Annotated in this window: 14 protein-coding genes and 2 pseudogenes; 7 read left to right on the top strand and 9 right to left on the bottom strand. The window is 72.2% G+C overall.

Features of this window, described 5'->3' with window-relative positions; all coding sequences use genetic code 11:
- The 3 genes from D455_RS0116620 to mca all read right to left on the bottom strand — a co-directional run.
- A partial coding sequence (locus D455_RS0116620) for a thioredoxin domain-containing protein (RefSeq protein ID WP_017571841.1) occupies positions 1–1,915 on the bottom strand: 1,915 nt, incomplete at its 3' end.
- Between the two features lie 143 nt (positions 1,916–2,058).
- Positions 2,059–2,328 (bottom strand): hypothetical protein, encoded by a 270-nt coding sequence (locus tag D455_RS0116625; RefSeq protein ID WP_017571842.1) that lies wholly within the window; start codon positions 2,326–2,328, stop codon positions 2,059–2,061.
- A 5-nt stretch (positions 2,329–2,333) separates the two neighbouring features.
- Complete coding sequence (gene mca, locus D455_RS0116630) at positions 2,334–3,212, bottom strand: mycothiol conjugate amidase Mca (protein WP_026122698.1); 879 nt, start codon at positions 3,210–3,212, stop codon at positions 2,334–2,336.
- 155 nt (positions 3,213–3,367) lie between these two features.
- Between mca and D455_RS0116635 the strand changes: the two genes are divergently transcribed.
- From D455_RS0116635 to D455_RS0116645, 3 genes are all read left to right on the top strand, one after another.
- Positions 3,368–3,820, top strand: a complete 453-nt coding sequence (locus D455_RS0116635) for a DUF4307 domain-containing protein (RefSeq protein ID WP_017571844.1) — start codon at positions 3,368–3,370, stop codon at positions 3,818–3,820.
- A 148-nt stretch (positions 3,821–3,968) separates the two neighbouring features.
- Complete coding sequence (gene greA, locus D455_RS0116640) at positions 3,969–4,469, top strand: transcription elongation factor GreA (RefSeq protein ID WP_017571845.1); 501 nt, start codon at positions 3,969–3,971, stop codon at positions 4,467–4,469.
- A 416-nt stretch (positions 4,470–4,885) separates the two neighbouring features.
- Positions 4,886–5,359, top strand: coding sequence for an RDD family protein (locus D455_RS0116645; protein WP_017571846.1), 474 nt, complete (start codon positions 4,886–4,888; stop codon positions 5,357–5,359).
- A 56-nt stretch (positions 5,360–5,415) separates the two neighbouring features.
- Here D455_RS0116645 and D455_RS0116650 read toward each other — a convergent pair whose 3' ends face one another.
- Positions 5,416–6,567: an FIST signal transduction protein gene (locus D455_RS0116650; protein ID WP_017571847.1), complete on the bottom strand. Its 1,152-nt coding sequence runs from the start codon at positions 6,565–6,567 to the stop codon at positions 5,416–5,418.
- Positions 6,568–6,763: 196 nt separating this feature from the next.
- Between D455_RS0116650 and D455_RS30770 the strand changes: the two are divergent.
- Together D455_RS30770 and D455_RS0116660 are read left to right on the top strand one after the other, a co-directional pair.
- Positions 6,764–8,186: pseudogene (locus tag D455_RS30770) on the top strand (sigma 54-interacting transcriptional regulator).
- Between the two features lie 264 nt (positions 8,187–8,450).
- Positions 8,451–9,608, top strand: coding sequence for a VWA domain-containing protein (locus tag D455_RS0116660; protein ID WP_017571850.1), 1,158 nt, complete (start codon positions 8,451–8,453; stop codon positions 9,606–9,608).
- Between the two features lie 72 nt (positions 9,609–9,680).
- Here the strand turns inward: D455_RS0116660 and D455_RS0116665 are convergent, their stop codons facing one another.
- On the bottom strand, positions 9,681–10,493 hold the full coding sequence (locus D455_RS0116665) for a GntR family transcriptional regulator (RefSeq protein ID WP_017571851.1): 813 nt from the start codon (positions 10,491–10,493) through the stop codon (positions 9,681–9,683).
- A gap of 8 nt (positions 10,494–10,501) precedes the next feature.
- The gene (locus tag D455_RS0116670; protein ID WP_026122700.1) at positions 10,502–11,227 is read right to left on the bottom strand and encodes a GntR family transcriptional regulator; all 726 of its coding nucleotides are present in this window, start codon (positions 11,225–11,227) and stop codon (positions 10,502–10,504) included.
- 306 nt (positions 11,228–11,533) lie between these two features.
- On the opposite strand from D455_RS0116670, the gene D455_RS0116675 reads away from it, so the two are divergent.
- Positions 11,534–11,785, top strand: coding sequence for a hypothetical protein (locus D455_RS0116675; RefSeq protein ID WP_017571853.1), 252 nt, complete (start codon positions 11,534–11,536; stop codon positions 11,783–11,785).
- A gap of 215 nt (positions 11,786–12,000) precedes the next feature.
- Here the strand turns inward: D455_RS0116675 and D455_RS0116680 are convergent, their stop codons facing one another.
- The 3 genes and pseudogenes from D455_RS0116680 to D455_RS30775 form a co-directional block, all read right to left on the bottom strand.
- On the bottom strand, positions 12,001–13,146 hold the full coding sequence (locus D455_RS0116680) for a cystathionine gamma-synthase (RefSeq protein WP_017571854.1): 1,146 nt from the start codon (positions 13,144–13,146) through the stop codon (positions 12,001–12,003).
- Positions 13,147–13,502: 356 nt separating this feature from the next.
- Positions 13,503–14,243 carry an acyltransferase gene (locus D455_RS0116685; RefSeq protein WP_017571855.1) on the bottom strand — a complete coding sequence of 247 codons (741 nt, stop codon included), beginning with the start codon at positions 14,241–14,243 and terminating at the stop codon, positions 13,503–13,505.
- Between the two features lie 148 nt (positions 14,244–14,391).
- Positions 14,392–15,755 (bottom strand): annotated as a pseudogene (locus D455_RS30775) (cystathionine beta-synthase).
- Between the two features lie 344 nt (positions 15,756–16,099).
- Between D455_RS30775 and D455_RS0116695 the strand changes: the two are divergent.
- Positions 16,100–16,618, top strand: a 519-nt coding sequence (locus D455_RS0116695) for a GDSL-type esterase/lipase family protein (RefSeq protein ID WP_017571856.1), incomplete at its 3' end; no start/stop codon positions are given.

Genomic DNA, 16,618 nt, shown 5'->3' on the forward strand with positions numbered 1-16,618 from the left:
GCACCCCGCCGTCGTCGCGGCCGTCACCCCGGGACAGCACGGTGCCCAGCGGCGCCCAGACCAGCGCGGTGCGCACCAACTCCCCGGTCCGGGGGTCGTCGGGGTCGCCCACCACCGCGACGGCGCGCGGTCCGGTCAGCACGGTCTCACCGGTGGCCAGGCCCCACCCGGCGAACCGCGCGGCCTTCTCGGCCAGCAGCGCCACCGGTGACAGCGCGCCCTCCGCGGCGGTGCGGTGGCGCTCGGAGCCGGTCAGCGCGGCGTGGGCGAGCAGCGCGGACGCCGCCGCCGAACGGCCGGACGGCGTGACGTTGTCGGTGGGGTCCTGCGGGCGGTTGAAGAGCCGCTCGGCGTCGTCGGCGGTGTCGTAGAACCCGCCGGATCCGTCGCCGAAGTGTTCCAGGACGGTGTCCAGCAGACGCCCCGCCTCGTGCGCGTACCGCGCCTCTCCGGTCACCCCGTGCAGGACGAGCAGCCCCTCGGCGACGTCGGCGTAGTCCTCCAGCACCCCGGCGCTGGTTCCCGCGCGCCCGTCCCGCGAGGTGCGGACCAGACGGCCGTCCCGTAGGTGTACGCGCAGCAGCAGGTCGGCTGCGGCCCGTGCGGCCTCCACCAGGTCGGGACGCTCCAGCAACACCCCGGCCTCGGCCAGACCGGCGATCGCCAGGCCGTTCCACGCGGCCACCACCTTGTCGTCGCGCGCGGGAGGGACCCGCTCGGCGCGGGCGGCCAGCAGGGCCTCGCGGACCCGCTGGAAGCGCCAGGTGTCGGCCGGCGGAACGGGCAGCTGGAGCACGGAGGCGCCGCGCTCGAAGGTGCCCTCCTCGGTCACCCGGAACACCTCGGCGGCGAAGGCCGCGTCCTCCTCACCCAGGACCTCCCGCAGCTGGGCGGGCGTCCACACGTAGTAGACGCCCTCCTCCCCCTCGCTGTCGGCGTCCAGCGCGGAGGCGAACCCGCCCTCGGGCGTGCGCAGGTCACGCAGCATCCAGTCGGCGGTCTCCTCGGCCACCCGGCGCAGCAGGGCGTGGGTGGCGGCGTCGGTGATCCCCGGCCCGGAGGGGCGACGGCCCATGCGGGCGTAGGCGCGCAGCAGCTGCGCGTTGTCGTACAGCATCTTCTCGAAGTGCGGCACGACCCACTCCCGGTCCACCGAATAGCGGGCGAAGCCGCCGCCGAGCTGGTCGTACATGCCGCCCTGGGCCATCGCCATGGCGGTTCCGCTGGCCATCAGCCAGGCGGGGGTGGACTCGTCCCCGCTCTGGAGGGGCCGAGTGCGCTCGTCCTGCGCGGTGAGGAAGGACAGCAGCATCGACGGAGGGAACTTGGGAGCGGTGCCGAACCCGCCGTGGGCGCTGTCGTAGTCGCGGACCAGGGCGTGGACGGCCAGGTCGAGCTGGGCCGCCGAGGGCGGCGGCGCGGCGGCCAGCGTGCGCGGACCGCTGAGCGCGTCCACCACGCGTTCTCCCTGTTCGAGCAGTTCCGGGCGCTGTTCCCGCCAGGCGTTGGCCACCCCCCGCAGCAGGCGCTGGAAGTGGTCGCGCGGGAAGTAGGTGCCGCAGTAGAACGGAGCGCCGTCGGGGGTGGCGAACACCGTCATGGGCCACCCGCCCTGCCCCGTCATGGCCTGGGTGGCCTCCATGTACACGGCGTCGACGTCGGGGCGCTCCTCGCGGTCCACCTTGACGTTGACGAACAGGGTGTTCATCAGGTCGGCGGTCGCCTCGTCCTCGAAGGACTCGTGTGCCATCACGTGGCACCAGTGGCAGGCGGCGTAGCCGACGGAGACGAGTACGGGCACGTCGCGTCGGCGCGCCTCGGCGAGGGCCTCCTCACCCCAGGGCCACCACTCCACGGGGTTGTCGGCGTGCTGCAACAGGTACGGGCTGGTCGCGTCGCTCAGGCGGTTGGGCATGTCCCCAACTCTGCCACCCGAGACGGGGAGGCGTCCCGTGTCCGCCGGCTCCGGCCGGGGTTCGTCCCAAGGGACGGGAGTGCCCCGGCCCCGGTCGGAGCCGTACCGGACCGTCCCGCTGGGTCAGGGCGGAGGACGGTCCCTCAGGTCCGCGGGGTGTCGTCCTCGGCGGAGGCGCCGACGACCGCACCGGTCCCGCTCCCCGTCCCGCCGCCGTCGGCCTCGCTCCTCGTACCGAAGTCGCCGTCCTTGGGCAGGGCGCGGAGCTTGCCCATGAGGCTGCGCATGAGGAAGTACAGACCGACGCCGACGGCGAAGATCATCAGGAAGCCGAGCACGCCGGGCGTCACGGTGTCCTTGTCGAGGCTGACCTGGCCCGCCAGCACCGTCGCGGACGTGAGAAGGGTGTTCATACCACTCATACTCTCACTGCTTCTCGGACACCCGCGAAGAGGTCCTTCTCAGGGACCTCGGTGTCCACCACCGAACGCACCAGGTGGTAGTCCTCCGTCGGCCAGGCCTCCGCGACGACGTCGTTGGGCACGGCGAACCAGAACCCGTTGGGGTCCACCTGGGTGGCGTGCGCCTTGAGCGCCTCGTCGGCGACGCCGAAGTACTCGCTGCAGTGCACGCGGGTGGTGATCTCCCAGCGGGGGCGTGCGCGGTCCTCGATCCGCTTCATCCACTCCTCGAAGGGGTTCTCCAGACCGCGTGCGGCCAGCACGTCGGCCAGGGCCTCGAACCGCTCGGGCGGGAAGGACACGAAGTAGTACAGCTTGAGCGGCTGCCAGGGGTCGCCCGCGTCCGGGTAGGCGTCGGGGTCGCCCGCGGTGTCGAAGGCGTGCATCGACACCTTGTGGGTCATGATGTGGTCGGGGTGCGGGTAACCGCCGTTCTCGTCGTAGGTGAGGATGACGTGCGGGCGGAACCTGCGGATGGACGCCACGAGGGGTGCGGCGCCCTCCTCGACCGGGAGGGTGGCGAAGCAGCCCTCGGGCAGGGGCGGCAGCGGGTCTCCCTCGGGCAGGCCGGAGTCGACGAAACCGGCGAACTCCTGCTGGATGCCGAGGATCTCCCTGGCCCGTTCCATCTCCTCTCGGCGGACCTGGGTGATGTTCTCGCGGATATCCGGACGTTCCATCGCGGGGTTGAGGATGTCGCCGCGTTCGCCACCGGTCATGGTGACGACCAGCACGTCGACGCCCTCGTCCACGTAGCGCGCCATGGTGGCCGCGCCCTTACTGGACTCGTCATCGGGGTGGGCATGAACGGCCATAAGCCGCAGGCGCTCGGACAACGAAGAGTCTCCTTGACTAGGTGGACGGGCGCGGGGGCGCGGCCGTCCGGCTCCCCCAGGTACCCGGCTCGGACGACTCACGCGCGGGCCGCGTGGGGAGGCTGTCAGGTCGGGGATATCTTAGACAACACCGTCCCCTTGTTCGGAGATTCCCGATGCAGCCGACCCCGGAGGAAGACGCCGTGAACAGTGCCGACGCCACGGCCGACACAACGGCCGGCTCCTCGGCCAGTACCGCGCCCGCGCTACGCAAGCGCCACGGCAACGGGCCCGTCTTCTTCGTCATCGCCAGCGTGTTCGCGCTGGCGTGCGCGGTCGGCTGGGGCTACTCCGTGATGAACTTCAGCGGCCTGGGCGGTGGCGTGTACCACCAGGTGATCTCCTACACGGCGCCCACCCCCGACGAGGCGACCATCACCTTCGAGGTGAACAGCCAGAACGGGGCCGAGTGCCTGATCGTGGCGCTGGACGAGAAGCTCGTGGAAGTGGGTCAGACACGGGCCGACTCCGATGCCGGGAACCGCGTGGTCACCACGACCGTTGAAACGGTTCGTCAGGCTGCCACGGTAGAAGTGGCCTCGTGCAGGGAACAAGGTTCGCAGGACTGAACCACCGAGCCCCTTAGGCCGGGACCCGCCGGGTCCCGGCAGCACCGCCGAACCGCGGGAACCCGTGTGCCACGACGCACGGTGATATTCTCGTAAGTTCAGCTCTGGCCGCCTGGTGGCCTTTGCTACTAGTACACAAGGAGTTCCCGTGACCCAGACCCGCGATGACAACGTCACCTGGCTCACCCAGGAGGCGTACGACCGGCTCAAGTCGGAGCTGGACCACCTGTCGGGGAGTGGTCGCATCGAGATCGCGGAGAAGATCGAGGCGGCCCGGGAAGAGGGTGACCTCAAGGAGAACGGCGGCTACCACGCCGCCAAGGAGGAGCAGGGCAAGATGGAGGCCCGCATCCTCCAGCTCACCGAGATCCTGCGTACCGCGCGGGTCGGCGAGGCGCCCCACACCGAGGGCGTGGTCGGCCCGGGCATGACCGTCACCGTCAAGTTCGACGGCGACGACGACGAAGTCACCTTCCTGCTCGCCTCCCGCGAGGAGAGCGGCTCTCCCATCGACGTGTACTCCCCGAAGTCGCCGCTGGGCGCCGCCATCAACGGCAGGCGGGTGGGGGAGAACGTCACCTACACGCTCCCGAACGGCAAGAACCTGGGAGTCGAGATCATCGACGCGGTTCCCTACACCGGTATGTGACACCCACGGCGGATCAGGTGGGGGGCGGCTTCCGGCCGCCCCCGCCGCTTTCNGCGCCCCGCCTCCCCCCGCCACCGGACACCCCCGGACCGGTCCCGAACCGAGATCTCCGGAGGGCGTCCCCCGGGCGCCCTCCGACGTCGTAGTCTCGGGGGACGCTCCCCCTGTCGGGGAGCGCTCCCGTGACGGCTCCTCACACCAGGCCGTCGACACCGACGAACCGAGGGATCTCCGCCGACATGTCCTCGCCCTACTGGAACCCCCAGGAGCCCCGTCCCGGCGCGTACCCGCCACCGGGCGGAGGTTGGGGCCCCGGCGGCCCGGGAGGTTCCGCTCCCGGCACGCCTCCGCCCGGTCCGGGCTGGGGGCAGCGGCCCGGACCCGGCCTTCCCGAACCGGACGTCGCGGGGCAGGGCGTGTCCAAGACCGCGGAGCCGAGGACGGCCACCTTCGGCCGCCGACTGGCCGCCCGCGCCATCGACTACGTCCTCGTGGCCATCGCCGCCGTGGCGTTCTTCGTCCTCATGGCCGCGGTGGTCGTGATCCTGGCCCCCGACTCGGAGACCACCGACGCGCAGGGCGTCCTGTGGGCCCTGCTGTTCCTCTTCGGATGGGGCCTGCTGCTGTTCTTCTACGACTGGCTGTACCTGGTCACCTGGGGCCGGACCCTGGGCAAGATGATGGTCGGGATCAGGGTGGTCAGCGCCGTCGACGGCGGCGGACTCAGCCAGGGGCAGGCGGTGGGCCGCTCGGCGTTCTTCGGACTCCCCCAGTCCCTGCCGGTCCTGGGCAACCTCCTCAGCCTGGGCGAGTCCATGGCCGCGTTGGGTGACCAGCACGGCCGGGCCCTGCACGACCGGGCCGCGGGGACCGTGGTCGTCCGCACCTGACCGCGACGCGTGTCCGAGGCCACTGGTGGCGCGGGTGGTCTCCCCGCGCCCTCCGCCTAGGCGAAGGCCAACAGGCAGGCCGTGAACCCGTGTACGTGGTTGACCCCGCCGACCGGACCGATCTCCCCGGCGGCGAAGAACCCCGCGACGGCGTCGACTCCGAGGGCGCGGTGGACGGCGAGGACGTCGTGGTCGGCCTGCGGGAAGAAGGAGGAACCGCGCCCGTTGCAGGAGAAGAGCAGACCGGCGCCGACGGGGTGCTCGGCGCCGAAGTCGCTGAGGCGGCGGGCCAGGTCCTCGTCGGCGGTACCGGCGTCGCGGACCTGGAAGCGCACGGTCTGACCGATCTCGACCATGTCGCCGATGGTGAGGGCGCCGAGTTCGGGGTCGGCTCCGGCCAGGGTGCGGATGAGGAAGTCGCCCTGCTCGTGGTGGTCGGCGTACTCGTCCATGGCGATGCCGACGTGCAGGCCCTGTTCGGCGAGTTCGCGGTCCTCCTCGGAGAGGGACTCGACCAGCTCCTCCAGCTTGCTGTAGGCGCTGGTGCCCGCGAGTTCGAGCAGGAGGTTGCCCTCGGCCTTGGTGACGGTCATGGGCGGGCCGACGGGACGGCAGCCCTGGCTGACCACGGTGCCGAGCACGTTCTCACCGCCGACGAGGACGCCGATGGCGCCGTGCTCGGCCACGTCGCCCTCGCAGAAGAGCCGCACGGACTCCTCGCCGCGCATGCCGTCGGCCATGCCGCCGACCACCGGCAGACCGCCGAGGGCCTCGGTGGACTCGCGGACGAAGGCCTGGGTCGGGAACTCGTACGGGTTGGTGAGCAGGATGGCGACGCGGTCGCGGGGGCCGGGTTCGCGCATGCCGACGACGGCCAGGTGGTCCTCCTCGACGACGGTGTCCAGCCGGAACGGGGTGATCTCGACCCCGGGGAGTCTGGCGCACCACACGCTGACCGAGCCCTGCCCCTCGACGCCCCGGCCGCCGCCGATGACCCCCGTGGAGCTGCACCCGAGGGTGGTGGTGTCCCCCGCCAGCTCCATGACGCGCCTCCCCGCGAGGGTGACCTCGTCGGGGTCGGCACCGCAGACGAAGAAGCACACCAGGTCGGCGGGGCCGTCCACCTGCTCCAGGGCGCCCAGTACGGCGCGCTCGGCCGCGTTCACGAGGTCGGCCCCCGTCGTCAGTGCATCGCCGAACCGTGCCACCAGCTGCCACCCCCGGTTTCACCGGCCCTCGCGGCCGGACGCGGAACTCCACCGTCACGCCCCATTCTTCCACCACGGCGCGAATCAGGAGGTTCTCCGGCCGGCTTCTCGCTCCGAAACGCTCAGCCAGGGGCGAAAACGGGGAGGATTCCTCCGGAACCGGCCACACCTCGACGGTTGTGGATAGGTTCGAGGGGTGAGTGACCTCCCCGAAGCCCCGCCCCCGTCCGCGCTTCCGCGCACCCGCGCCGCGCTGCGTGAGTCCGGACACGTCCACCGGCCGGTCGCCGCCGAGGTGCGGGAGAACCTGCTGCGCCGGATGGGATCCGGAGAGCCCCGTTTCCCGGGGATGCGCGGGTTCGACTCCACCGTGCTGCCGCAGGTGGAACGGGCCCTGCTGGCGGGACACGACATCGTGCTGCTGGGCGAGCGCGGTCAGGGCAAGACCCGGCTGATCCGCGCCCTGGCCTCCCTGCTGGACGAGTGGTCACCGGCGGTGGCCGGGTGCCAGGTCAACGACCACCCGTACGCGCCGGTCTGCCCGCCCTGCGTCCGGCGGTCGGAACGCGAGGGTGGCGACCTGCCGGTCGTGTGGCGGCACCGCGGGGAGCGCTACGGCGAGAAACTGGGCACCCCCGACACCGGGGTGGGCGAGCTGATCGGTGACGTGGACCCGGCGCGACTGGCGGAGGGACGTTCCCTGGGCGATCCGGAGACCATCCACTACGGTCTGGTGCCGCGGGCCAACCGGGGCGTGTTCTGCGTCAACGAGCTGCCCGACCTGCCCGCGCGCGCCCAGGTGGCCCTGTTCAACGTGCTGGAGGAGCGCGACCTCCAGGTGCGCGGCCACAGCCTGCGGCTGCCGCTGGACCTGCTGCTGNAGCGCGAACCCGGAGGACTACACGAGCCGGGGCCGGATCGTCACCCCGCTCAAGGACCGCTTCGGCGCGCAGGTGCGCACCCACTACCCGCTGACCCTGGAGGACGAACTGGCGCTCATCCGGCAGGAGGCGGCACTGCCCGACGGCACGACGGTGCCCTCGCACCTGCTGGAGTCCGTGGCGCGCTTCACCCGGCTGGTGCGCGCCTCACGGCGTGTGGACCCCCGCTCGGGGGTGTCGGTGCGCTTTCCGGTGTCCGCCGCCGAGACGGTGGCGGCGTCGGCGCTGCGCCGGGCGGCCCTGTCCGGCGAGGAGGTGCCGGTGGCGCGGGTGTGCGACCTGCCCGCGGTCGTGGAGCCGCTGCTGGGCAAGGTGGAGTTCGAGATGGACGCCGAGGGCCGCGAGACGGAGGTCCTGCACGCGCTGCTGCGGAGGGCGGTGGCGGAGGTGTTCCGGGAGCGCCTGGGAACGGTGGACCTGTCGCCGCTCAGCGACCGCTTCTCGGGCGGGGCCACGGTGGAGACCGGCGACCTCGTGAGCGCCGCCGAGCTGCTGCGGAGGGTGGGGACGGTACCGGGGCTGGCGTTGATGATCGAACACGCGGCCCCGGAGGCCGAGGACGGACCGCCCTTCACGGGTTTGGCGGCCGCGGTGGTGGAGTTCGCGTTGGAGGGCCTCTACCTGGAGCGCCGCCTGTCCAAGGACACGCTCCCCGACGGGGGGATCTACCGCTTCTAGTGGCCGGCCGACCGTTCCTGGTGTGGCACACGGGTCCCGACCGTCGAACCCCGCCGTGAGCACGGGATCACGGCGGCTGGGGAAGGGCCGGTGCGCCTCTCCGGTCACCGCGCCAGGTGACGCCGGGCCCTGTCCCTCCGCCGCCCGCGACCGACGGCCTCCGACCGCGGCGCCTCCCACGGAACAGGCTCCGGTACGTCTACCGCTTCCGAGATCCGGGAAAGTACCGGGGCGTGTGTGCACCATCTGGGAAGGCGGGGGCGTGTGAGGTTCCGGTACCGGGCGTACATGGGCGGCCCCGACCCCCTGGCCGAACCCGACCCGCCGCCGGACGAGGCCGTGGCGGCGGCGCGTGAACTGCTGGCGCTGCTGGCCTCCGCCCCCGGGCGCGACTCCGCGACCACCCCGGGCACCCCGGAGGACCGTCTGGAGCTGGCCGCCCTGGAGAAGGTCCTGTACCGGTACGCCGACGGTGACCGCGCCTCCCTCGGCGAGTTGGACGCGACCGCGCTGGGCCGCGTGCTGGGCCGGTTGCTGGGCCGGGAGGCCGGTGAGGTCCTGGCTCGTCTGGACCGGGCCGACCACGGCCTGAGCCCGCGCGAACTGCGCCGCCTGGGTGAGGTGGCCCTGCGCGACGTCGAGGCCTCCCGGCGCGGAAGCACCGGACGCGGCGGCGCCCACCGGGGCGGCACCGCGCCCGGCGGCGAACCCACGGGCGTCCCCCTGCCCCGCGGCGAGGACGGCGACCGGCCGCTGGACGCGGTCGCGACCGTGCGTGAGGCGGCCCTGCGCCGCGCCCGCCCCGGGGAGCGCGACGTGGCCCTGCGGGCCGAGGACGTGCGGGTGGCCGGAACCGAACCGTCGGAGGCCGCCGCCGTGTCCCTGCTGGTGGACCTGTCCCACTCGATGGTGTCCCGGTCACTGCACGAGGCCGCCACCCGCACCGCGCTGGCCCTGCACACCCTGGTGGCCACGCACCGCCCGGAGGACCGGCTACACCTGGTCGGGTTCGGCGAACAGGCGCTGGAGCTGACGCCCGGCGATCTGGTCGCGCACGACTGGCGCCGCGTCCCGGGCACGAACCTGCACCACGCGCTACGGCTGGCCCGCGCCCACATGCGGCGCCACGGCGGCCTGCGCCCGCAGGTGCTGGTGGTCACCGACGGCGAACCCACGGCGCACCTGGGCGAGGACGGTGACGCCCGGTTCTCCTGGCCCCCGTCCCCCCGGACGGTGGAACTGACCGTCGCCGAACTGGACGCGGTGCTGCGCGAGGGCGCGGAGGTGACCTTCTTCCTGCTGGCGGACGATCCCCGGCTGCGCGCCTTCCAGGCCCTGGTGGAGCGGCGGCGCGGGGTGCGGGTGGTCCACGCCGACGCCGAGGAACTGGGGCCGCTGGTGGTGGACCGCTACCTGCGCTGACCCGCTCGGGGCCGGGGCGTCGCGCTCCGACGGCCGCCAGCGGCCCCGGCGACCCCGGCGGCCCCTGGCGGTTCAGCGTTCGAAGATGTTGACGTCGGAGGCCAGCAGCAGCAGCTCCTCGGGAGCCTCGCCGCCGGAGTAGAGCAGCTGGTGCCGGTTGGCGGGCATGAACGTCTCGGTGAACCGCAGCGGGCGCATGCCCTCGTAGACCACCCGTTCCTGCACCAGCAGCGGGATGCCCGGCCCCAGACCGAAGGAGTCGGCCTCGTCCTGGGAGGGCATCCGGGCGCCGACGATGTCCCAGTTCCACTCCTCCCGGTGACCCAGTGACCGCAGGACCGCGGTGACGCCCTCCTCCAGACGGTCGGGGGACATGAGCGGGGTGTTGCTGGCGATGTCGTACGGGAAGTAGGTGATCTGGGACTGCCACAGGCCGCCGTCGACGAACCGGTCGCAGGCGCGGATGACGACCAGGTCACCGTGCGCGACGCCCTTCTCCCCCTCGCTGCGCAGCCGCTTGGCCACCTTGGGCCGCATGGTGTCCAGGCTGACCTTGATCTTCTCCTGGACCTGGTCGTACCCCGCCTCACGCAGGTGGGGCTGGTAGCCCGCCTCGAACCGCTCGGAGTCACCACCGCCCGTGACGGGGGTGGCCAGGTGGACGATGGGCCGGTGGTCGGCCACGAAGGCGCCCCGCCCCGCGCGGATGGCGACGCGGCCCTCGTCCTGGAGGATGCGCATGCCGAGGCGGGCGGTGGCGCGGGAGACGTCGAGCTGCTCGGCGAGCTCCTCCTCCCCCGGCAGGCGCTCGCCCGGCTTGTACTCACCCCTCGCCAGCGCCTCACGCAGGTGGTCGGCGACGACCGTCTTCCTCGACGTGCTCATGTTCGTGCTCAGTCCCGGTGGTAGGCGTTCATGTTGCCGTGTTCGTACTGGTAGCGGATGCTGTGGCCCGCGTAGACGGTGTGCACGAGCCGGATGGGCCGTTCCTCGGACAGGTCGGTCCGGTGCACGGCCAACACCGGGACGCCGGGCGGGAGTTCGAGCTGGTTCGTCTCCTGCGGGCTGGGCATACGGCTCTCCAGCTCGTCGACGAACCCGGTCTGGCGCTGACCGTACTCGGCCAGTACCGCCAGGGCGCTCTCCACGTCCTCGGGCAACATGAGCGGGGTGCCCTCGACGAGGTCCATGGGGTAGTAGGCGGAGCTGATGGACGCCGAGATCTCACCGGAGAACCGGTACATCCGGCGGACGACCGTCATGTCGCCCTCGGGGACGCGCAGACGGCTGGCGATGTCGGGAGTGGCGCTGAGGAGCTGGAGTTCCTCCAGCATCTGCCCGGTCATGCCGGACTCGTTGAGGCCCCTGGGGCCCTCGCGGTTGGCGTGGAAGGTCTCGGGGACGACGTCCTGGACGTAGTGGCCCCGTCCGGGACGGCTGACGACCAGACCCTGGTTGCGCAGCATGCCCAGGGCCAGCCTGATCGTGTTGCGGGACGCGTCGAAGCGTTCCTCCAGCTGCTTCTCGGACGGCAGCTGCCCGCCTCGGGGAAGGGTTCCCTCCTGGATCTCGCGCCGCAAGATCCGAGCGATCTGTCGGTATCTGCTTTCCGCCCGCATACATCAGTCCTTGCCGGGGTATCAAACCAACAACATAGCTTGTACCAACAAGGTGATCGGTACACCAGACGAACAGGTCCATCCGGCTAGCATGATCCCATCTTAGACGAAGGCCACCCTAAGTACACGGCACCACCTCCGGAAGGACGTGCGGGAGGACGAGAAACGACGGCCCCCATCCCCCCGACCCAGGCGCCTGACCCCGCGGCAAGGAAGAACACACAGGTGAGACACCATCCGACGCCCTCTCGCGACGTATGGGGGCGCGTGGGACACAGATAGGAACTTCCCCCCAAGGAGAACACCATGATCCCCATCCTCGTCACGCTCGTCGGAGTCGTGCTCCTGGGACTGGCCGCGGGATTCTTCCTCGCCGTCTCCATCGGCATCCGCCGCCAGGACCGCAAGGGCACCTACCGTTCGCTGCGCGAGGGCGACGAGAGCACCCCCCTCTCCCGCACCGGGAGCCTCGTGGTGGGGCTGCGCTTCCGCGCCGAGGACCGGTCGGGTGAGGACCGGCCCGACGGCACCCCGGACCGCACGCCCAGCACGGTCTGAGGCACGGACGGAGACACGGGCACGGTCGGACGGCGCCGCGGCCGGACGCCGCGCCGTGAACCGGCCCGGGGAAGGCCCCACTCGCCAGGGCCCCGGTGAGGACGACAGCTCCCCGGTAGACGGCTGGCGGTGGGGCGGCGGCCCGGAGGGCCGTGAAACGGGACCGTACGGAGGCGAGCCCCGGGCGTCAGCCGCGGGAACCCGCCCCCGACAGGTCATCCCTCCAGAGCCTGGAGGAGGTCCGCGACCAGGTCGTCAGCGGACTCGATACCCACGGAGATCCGCACCAGGTCGGCCGGAACCTCCAGCGGTGAGCCCGCGGTGGACGCGTGCGTCATCCGCCCCGGGTGCTCGATCAGGGACTCCACCCCGCCGAGGGACTCGCCGAGGGTGAAGACCTCGGTGCGCTCGCACAGCGCGAGCGCGGCCTTCTCCCCGTCGCGCAGGGCGAAGGAGACCATCCCGCCGAAGGACCTCATCTGCCGCTCCGCGGTCTTGTGCCCCGGGTGACCGTCCAGTCCGGGGTAGAACACCCTCCGCACCGCCGGGTGACCCTCCAGTGCGGCCACGACCCTCTCGGCGTTGGCGCTGTGGCGGTCCATGCGCACGCCCAGGGTCTTGGCGCCGCGCAGGGTCAGCCAGGCGTCGAACGGGCCCGGGATCGCGCCCATGGTGTTCTGGTGGAAGGCCAGCCGCTCCCCGAGTTCGGCGTCGGCGACCACGAGCGCGCCCCCGACCACGTCGGAGTGCCCGCCCAGGTACTTGGTGGTGGAGTGCACGACCACGTCCGCACCCAGGGTCAGCGGCTGCTGGAGGTAGGACGAGGCGAAGGTGTTGTCGACGACGTGCAGGGCACCGGCGTCGTGCGCGATCCGCGCGACGGCCTCGATGTCGGTGATGTTGAGCAGCGGGTTGGTGGGGGTCTCGGTCCACACCACCCTGGTGTTGGGCCGGAGGGCCGCGCGCACGGCCTCGGGGTCGGACTGGTCGACCGCGTCCCACTGCACGCCCCAGCGCTCGACCACCTTGGAGACCAGGCGGAAGGTGCCGCCGTAGGCGTCGCCGGGGATGATCAGGTGGTCACCGGGCGACAGGACCGTGCGGAGCAGGGTGTCCTCGGCGGCCATACCGGAGGCGAACGCCAGGCCGCGTGTGCCGGACTCCAGGGCGGCCAGGCACTCCTCCAGGGCGGCGCGCGTGGGGTTACCGGTGCGCGAGTACTCGTATCCCTGGCGCAGGCCGCCCACGCCGTCCTGGGCGTAGGTACTCGTCTGGTAGATCGGCACCACCACGGCCCCGGTTCCGGCGTCCGGCTCCTGGCCCGCGTGGATGGCCCGCGTTTCAAACCCGTCGAACTTCATGGGGCCACAATAGTGGCCGCTGACCTCCGCGGCCCCGTTTTCCACAGGCCGGTAGCGACGTCGGCCGGGTCGGGGCCCGGCAGGTGAACCGGGTGACGCACTCGATCGCGTCGGTCCAGGCCCGGTGGCATGGGCCGGCCCGGGAGTTCGTGTGCTCTCGGGGGGCTGACGAGGGCGAGCGGGGCGCTTACCGGGCGTTGAGGCGGCATGTGGTGGGTGCGGTGCGTCGGGCGGTGGCCGCGGACGCGGCGGTCAGGCGGCTGGCCGGGGAGACCTGTCGGCCTGCCGTCCGGCACAGGAGTGTCAACCGAGGTCGGGGGGCTCCAGCCACACCGGCAACGTGTCCGGTCAGCCCGCTAGGCGGGCGGGAACCGGGTGGCGGACCCCGGCTGGGGCGGTTCGGTGGGCGCCTCCGGCGGCAGGCCGGTGGCGGGTGTGGGCACCCGGGTCGGGGTGCCGGTCTCGCGCAGCGGCGGGTCCCAGCCCAGTTCGGGGTCGTGGGTGCGCACGACCTTGCCGGGCACGCCCGCGATGACGGCGTGGTCGGGGTAGGTGCCCGGCCGGACCACGGTGCCCGCCGCCACCACCGAGTTGCGGCCCAGGTGCACGCCGGGCAGGATCACCGCGTTCGCGCCGATCCAGCTGCCGTCACCGATGCTGACGGGGTCGTCCACCGGCCACTGGAGGCCGACGGGGACCTCGGTGTTGCCGTAGGCGTGGTTCTGGTCGGTGATGTAGACGTAGGGGCCCGTGTACACGTGGTCGCCGATGTCGACGGACCGGTGGGCGACGATGTGCGAGCCGCGCCCGATGGCGCAGCCCGAGCCGATCCGCACGACCGTTCCCGGGCCCAGGTCGTAGTCGGGCCCCATCCCGGCGGCGAGGGTCATGTCCCCGCCCAGGACGGTGTGCACGCCGATCTCGATCCAGGGCTCCCCGTAGAGGGTGGCCGTGGGAAAGGCGATCGCCGAGCCCGTACCGAAGCGCGCGAACCTGCGGGCCGCCCCGGAGTCGGCACGGATCTCGGCCTTGCCACGGGCGTACGACCAGACGGAGCGGATGATCCAGGACAACAGCCGCGACACGCGCGCCCCCATGTGTTACCTACCAGTAGCCGTCGCGAACATTAGCAGTGTCCGAGTATGCGATGACATGTCCGGGGCGTACACAGCGGGGCCCGAACCGCGCTCGGTTCAGGCGCGGTCCGGGCCCCGTGTCGGTCTCGCGGGGCCGCGGAGGGGTGGATCAGCCGGACAGGTGGGCCAGCAGGTCCTGACGGGTGAGAATCCCCACCGGCTTGCCGTCGCGCAGCACCACCAGAGCGCCGGAGCCGCGCAGCAGGCGGACGCAGTCGCTCACGGCGGTTCCGGTGCCGACCGTGGCCAGCGGCCTGCCCATGTGGGTCTCCACCTGGTCGTCCAGTTCGGCGCGGCCGTCGAAGAGGGCGTCGAGCAGGTCGCGCTCCGCGATGGAGCCGACCACCTCGGCGGCCATGACCGGGGGCTCCTCCTTCATCACCGGCAGCTGGGAGACCCCGTACTCGCGCATGATGGCCACGGCCGTGCCGACGGTCTCGTCCGGGTGGGTGTGCACGAAGTCGGGCATCTCCCCGCCCTTGGCGGCCAGGACCTCGCCCGCCGTGGCCTCCTCGGTCTCGGCGGACAGGAAGCCGTAGTCGGCCATCCACTCGTCGTTGAAGATCTTGCCGAGGTAACCCCGGCCGCCGTCGGGGAGCAGGACGACGATGACGTCGTCGGGACCGGCGTCCCGGGCGGCGCGCAGGGCCGCCTCGACGGCCAGGCCGCAGGAGCCGCCGACCAGCAGGGCCTCCTCACGGGCCAGGCGGCGGGTCATGAGGAAGGAGTCCTTGTCGCTGACGGCCACGATGTCGTCGCACACGGAGGTGTCGTAGGTTCCGGGCCAGATGTCCTCGCCCACGCCCTCGACCAGGTAGGGGCGGCCCGAGCCGCCGGAGTAGACCGAACCCTCGGGGTCGGCGCCGATGATCCTCACCGAGCCGCCGGAGACCTCCTTGAGGTAGCGGCCGGGGCCGCTGNGCCGATGCCCGCCACGAAGTGGGTGATGCGGCCCTCGGTCTGCTCCCAGATCTCGGGGCCGGTGGCGTGGTAGTGCGACTCCGGGTTGTTCTGGTTCTCGTACTGGTTGGGCTTCCAGGCGCCGGGGATCTCCGCGGCCAGCCGGTCGGAGACGGAGTAGTAGGACTCGGGGTGGTCGGGGGCGACGGTGGTCGGGCAGACGACGACCTCGGCGCCGTAGGCGCGCAGGACCGAGAGCTTGTCCGGGCCGACCTTGTCCGGGCAGACGAAGACGCAGCGGTAGCCCTTCTCCTGGGCCACGATGGCCAGGCCGATGCCGGTGTTGCCGGAGGTGGGCTCGACGATGGTGCCACCCGGCCTGAGCTCACCGCTCTTCTCGGCGGCCTCGACCATGCGCAGCGCGATGCGGTCCTTGACCGAGCCTCCCGGGTTGAAGTACTCCACCTTGGCCAGGATCGTGGGGGCGTTCGGCCCGAGGACCTGGGTGACCTTGTTCAAACGGACGAGCGGAGTGTCCCCCACCAGGTCGATCAGTGAGTCGTGTACCCGCACTTGCGCTCCCTCTGCGTCATGGCGACCGGATCGCGGCCCGCCGTGTCCTCGCCCCGGTGGCGAGCCCGGGGCCCTGGGCCGGTCCGGCCCTTCTCCATCCGACTCTAACGGTCTCCACCAGCGTGTTCCGCGCCCGGAGGAAACCGGTGGCCCACTCGCCGGGAACGGCCATCGCCTACCCGGCGGAGCGCCGTCCGTCCCGGTCCCCTCCACGCGAATCCCCTCACCCCGGGGCGCGGATTGTGTGCCGTTCAGGTACGTGATTCCGGGGTTCCCCACCGGTAACCTCACTCGTATCCGGCCCGCCCCAGGGCAGGCGGGTCCGAGGCCCCGGGGGGTGTCCGATGCTGCGAGCCGCACGAGCACGGAGGATCGCCGCCGCCACCGCGTTCGGCGGGGNGCTCACCCTCGTCGGCGGCGGCACCGTCGCCCTCCTCTACCTCCAGGCCAGGCTGGCCCGCCGCGCGGTCGGCTCCCCCGACTGGGACAGGCCCGTGACCAACGGCGTCTACGGTGAGGGCGACCAACCGCCGATCCGCATGCTGATGATGGGCGACTCCACCGGCGCCGGGTTCGCGGTCGAGCGGGCCTTCGAGACCCCCGGCGTCCTCATCGCCTCCGGTGTCGCGGCGGCCGCCGAACGCCCCGTCCGTCTGCGTTGCACCGCCTCCCCCGGTGCCACCTCCGCCGACCTGACCGCCCAGGTCGAGCGCTCCCGCGCCCTGGAGGAGGCCACACGCTACGACCTCGCGGTCATCTTCGTCGGCGCCAACGACGTCATCCGCAGGGTGCGCCCCAACGACGCCATCGCCAGCCTGCGCGACACCGTCCGCCAGCTGGTCGACCACGGCACGGCGGGGGGC

Origin of the sequence: Nocardiopsis halotolerans DSM 44410, from assembly GCF_000341065.1 — a bacterium.
Classification (GTDB): Bacteria; Actinomycetota; Actinomycetes; order Streptosporangiales; family Streptosporangiaceae; genus Nocardiopsis; species Nocardiopsis halotolerans.

Coding starts and splice junctions, on each gene's coding strand:
- D455_RS0116625 (WP_017571842.1), bottom strand. CDS start 2,328: ATGAACACCCTTCTCACGTCCGCGACGGTGCTGGCGGGCCAGGTCAGC.
- D455_RS0116635 (WP_017571844.1), top strand. CDS start 3,368: ATGCAGCCGACCCCGGAGGAAGACGCCGTGAACAGTGCCGACGCCACG.
- D455_RS0116665 (WP_017571851.1), bottom strand. CDS start 10,493: ATGAGCACGTCGAGGAAGACGGTCGTCGCCGACCACCTGCGTGAGGCG.
- D455_RS0116685 (WP_017571855.1), bottom strand. CDS start 14,243: ATGGGGGCGCGCGTGTCGCGGCTGTTGTCCTGGATCATCCGCTCCGTC.
- D455_RS0116675 (WP_017571853.1), top strand. CDS start 11,534: ATGATCCCCATCCTCGTCACGCTCGTCGGAGTCGTGCTCCTGGGACTG.
- D455_RS0116670 (WP_026122700.1), bottom strand. CDS start 11,227: ATGCGGGCGGAAAGCAGATACCGACAGATCGCTCGGATCTTGCGGCGC.
- D455_RS0116680 (WP_017571854.1), bottom strand. CDS start 13,146: ATGAAGTTCGACGGGTTTGAAACGCGGGCCATCCACGCGGGCCAGGAG.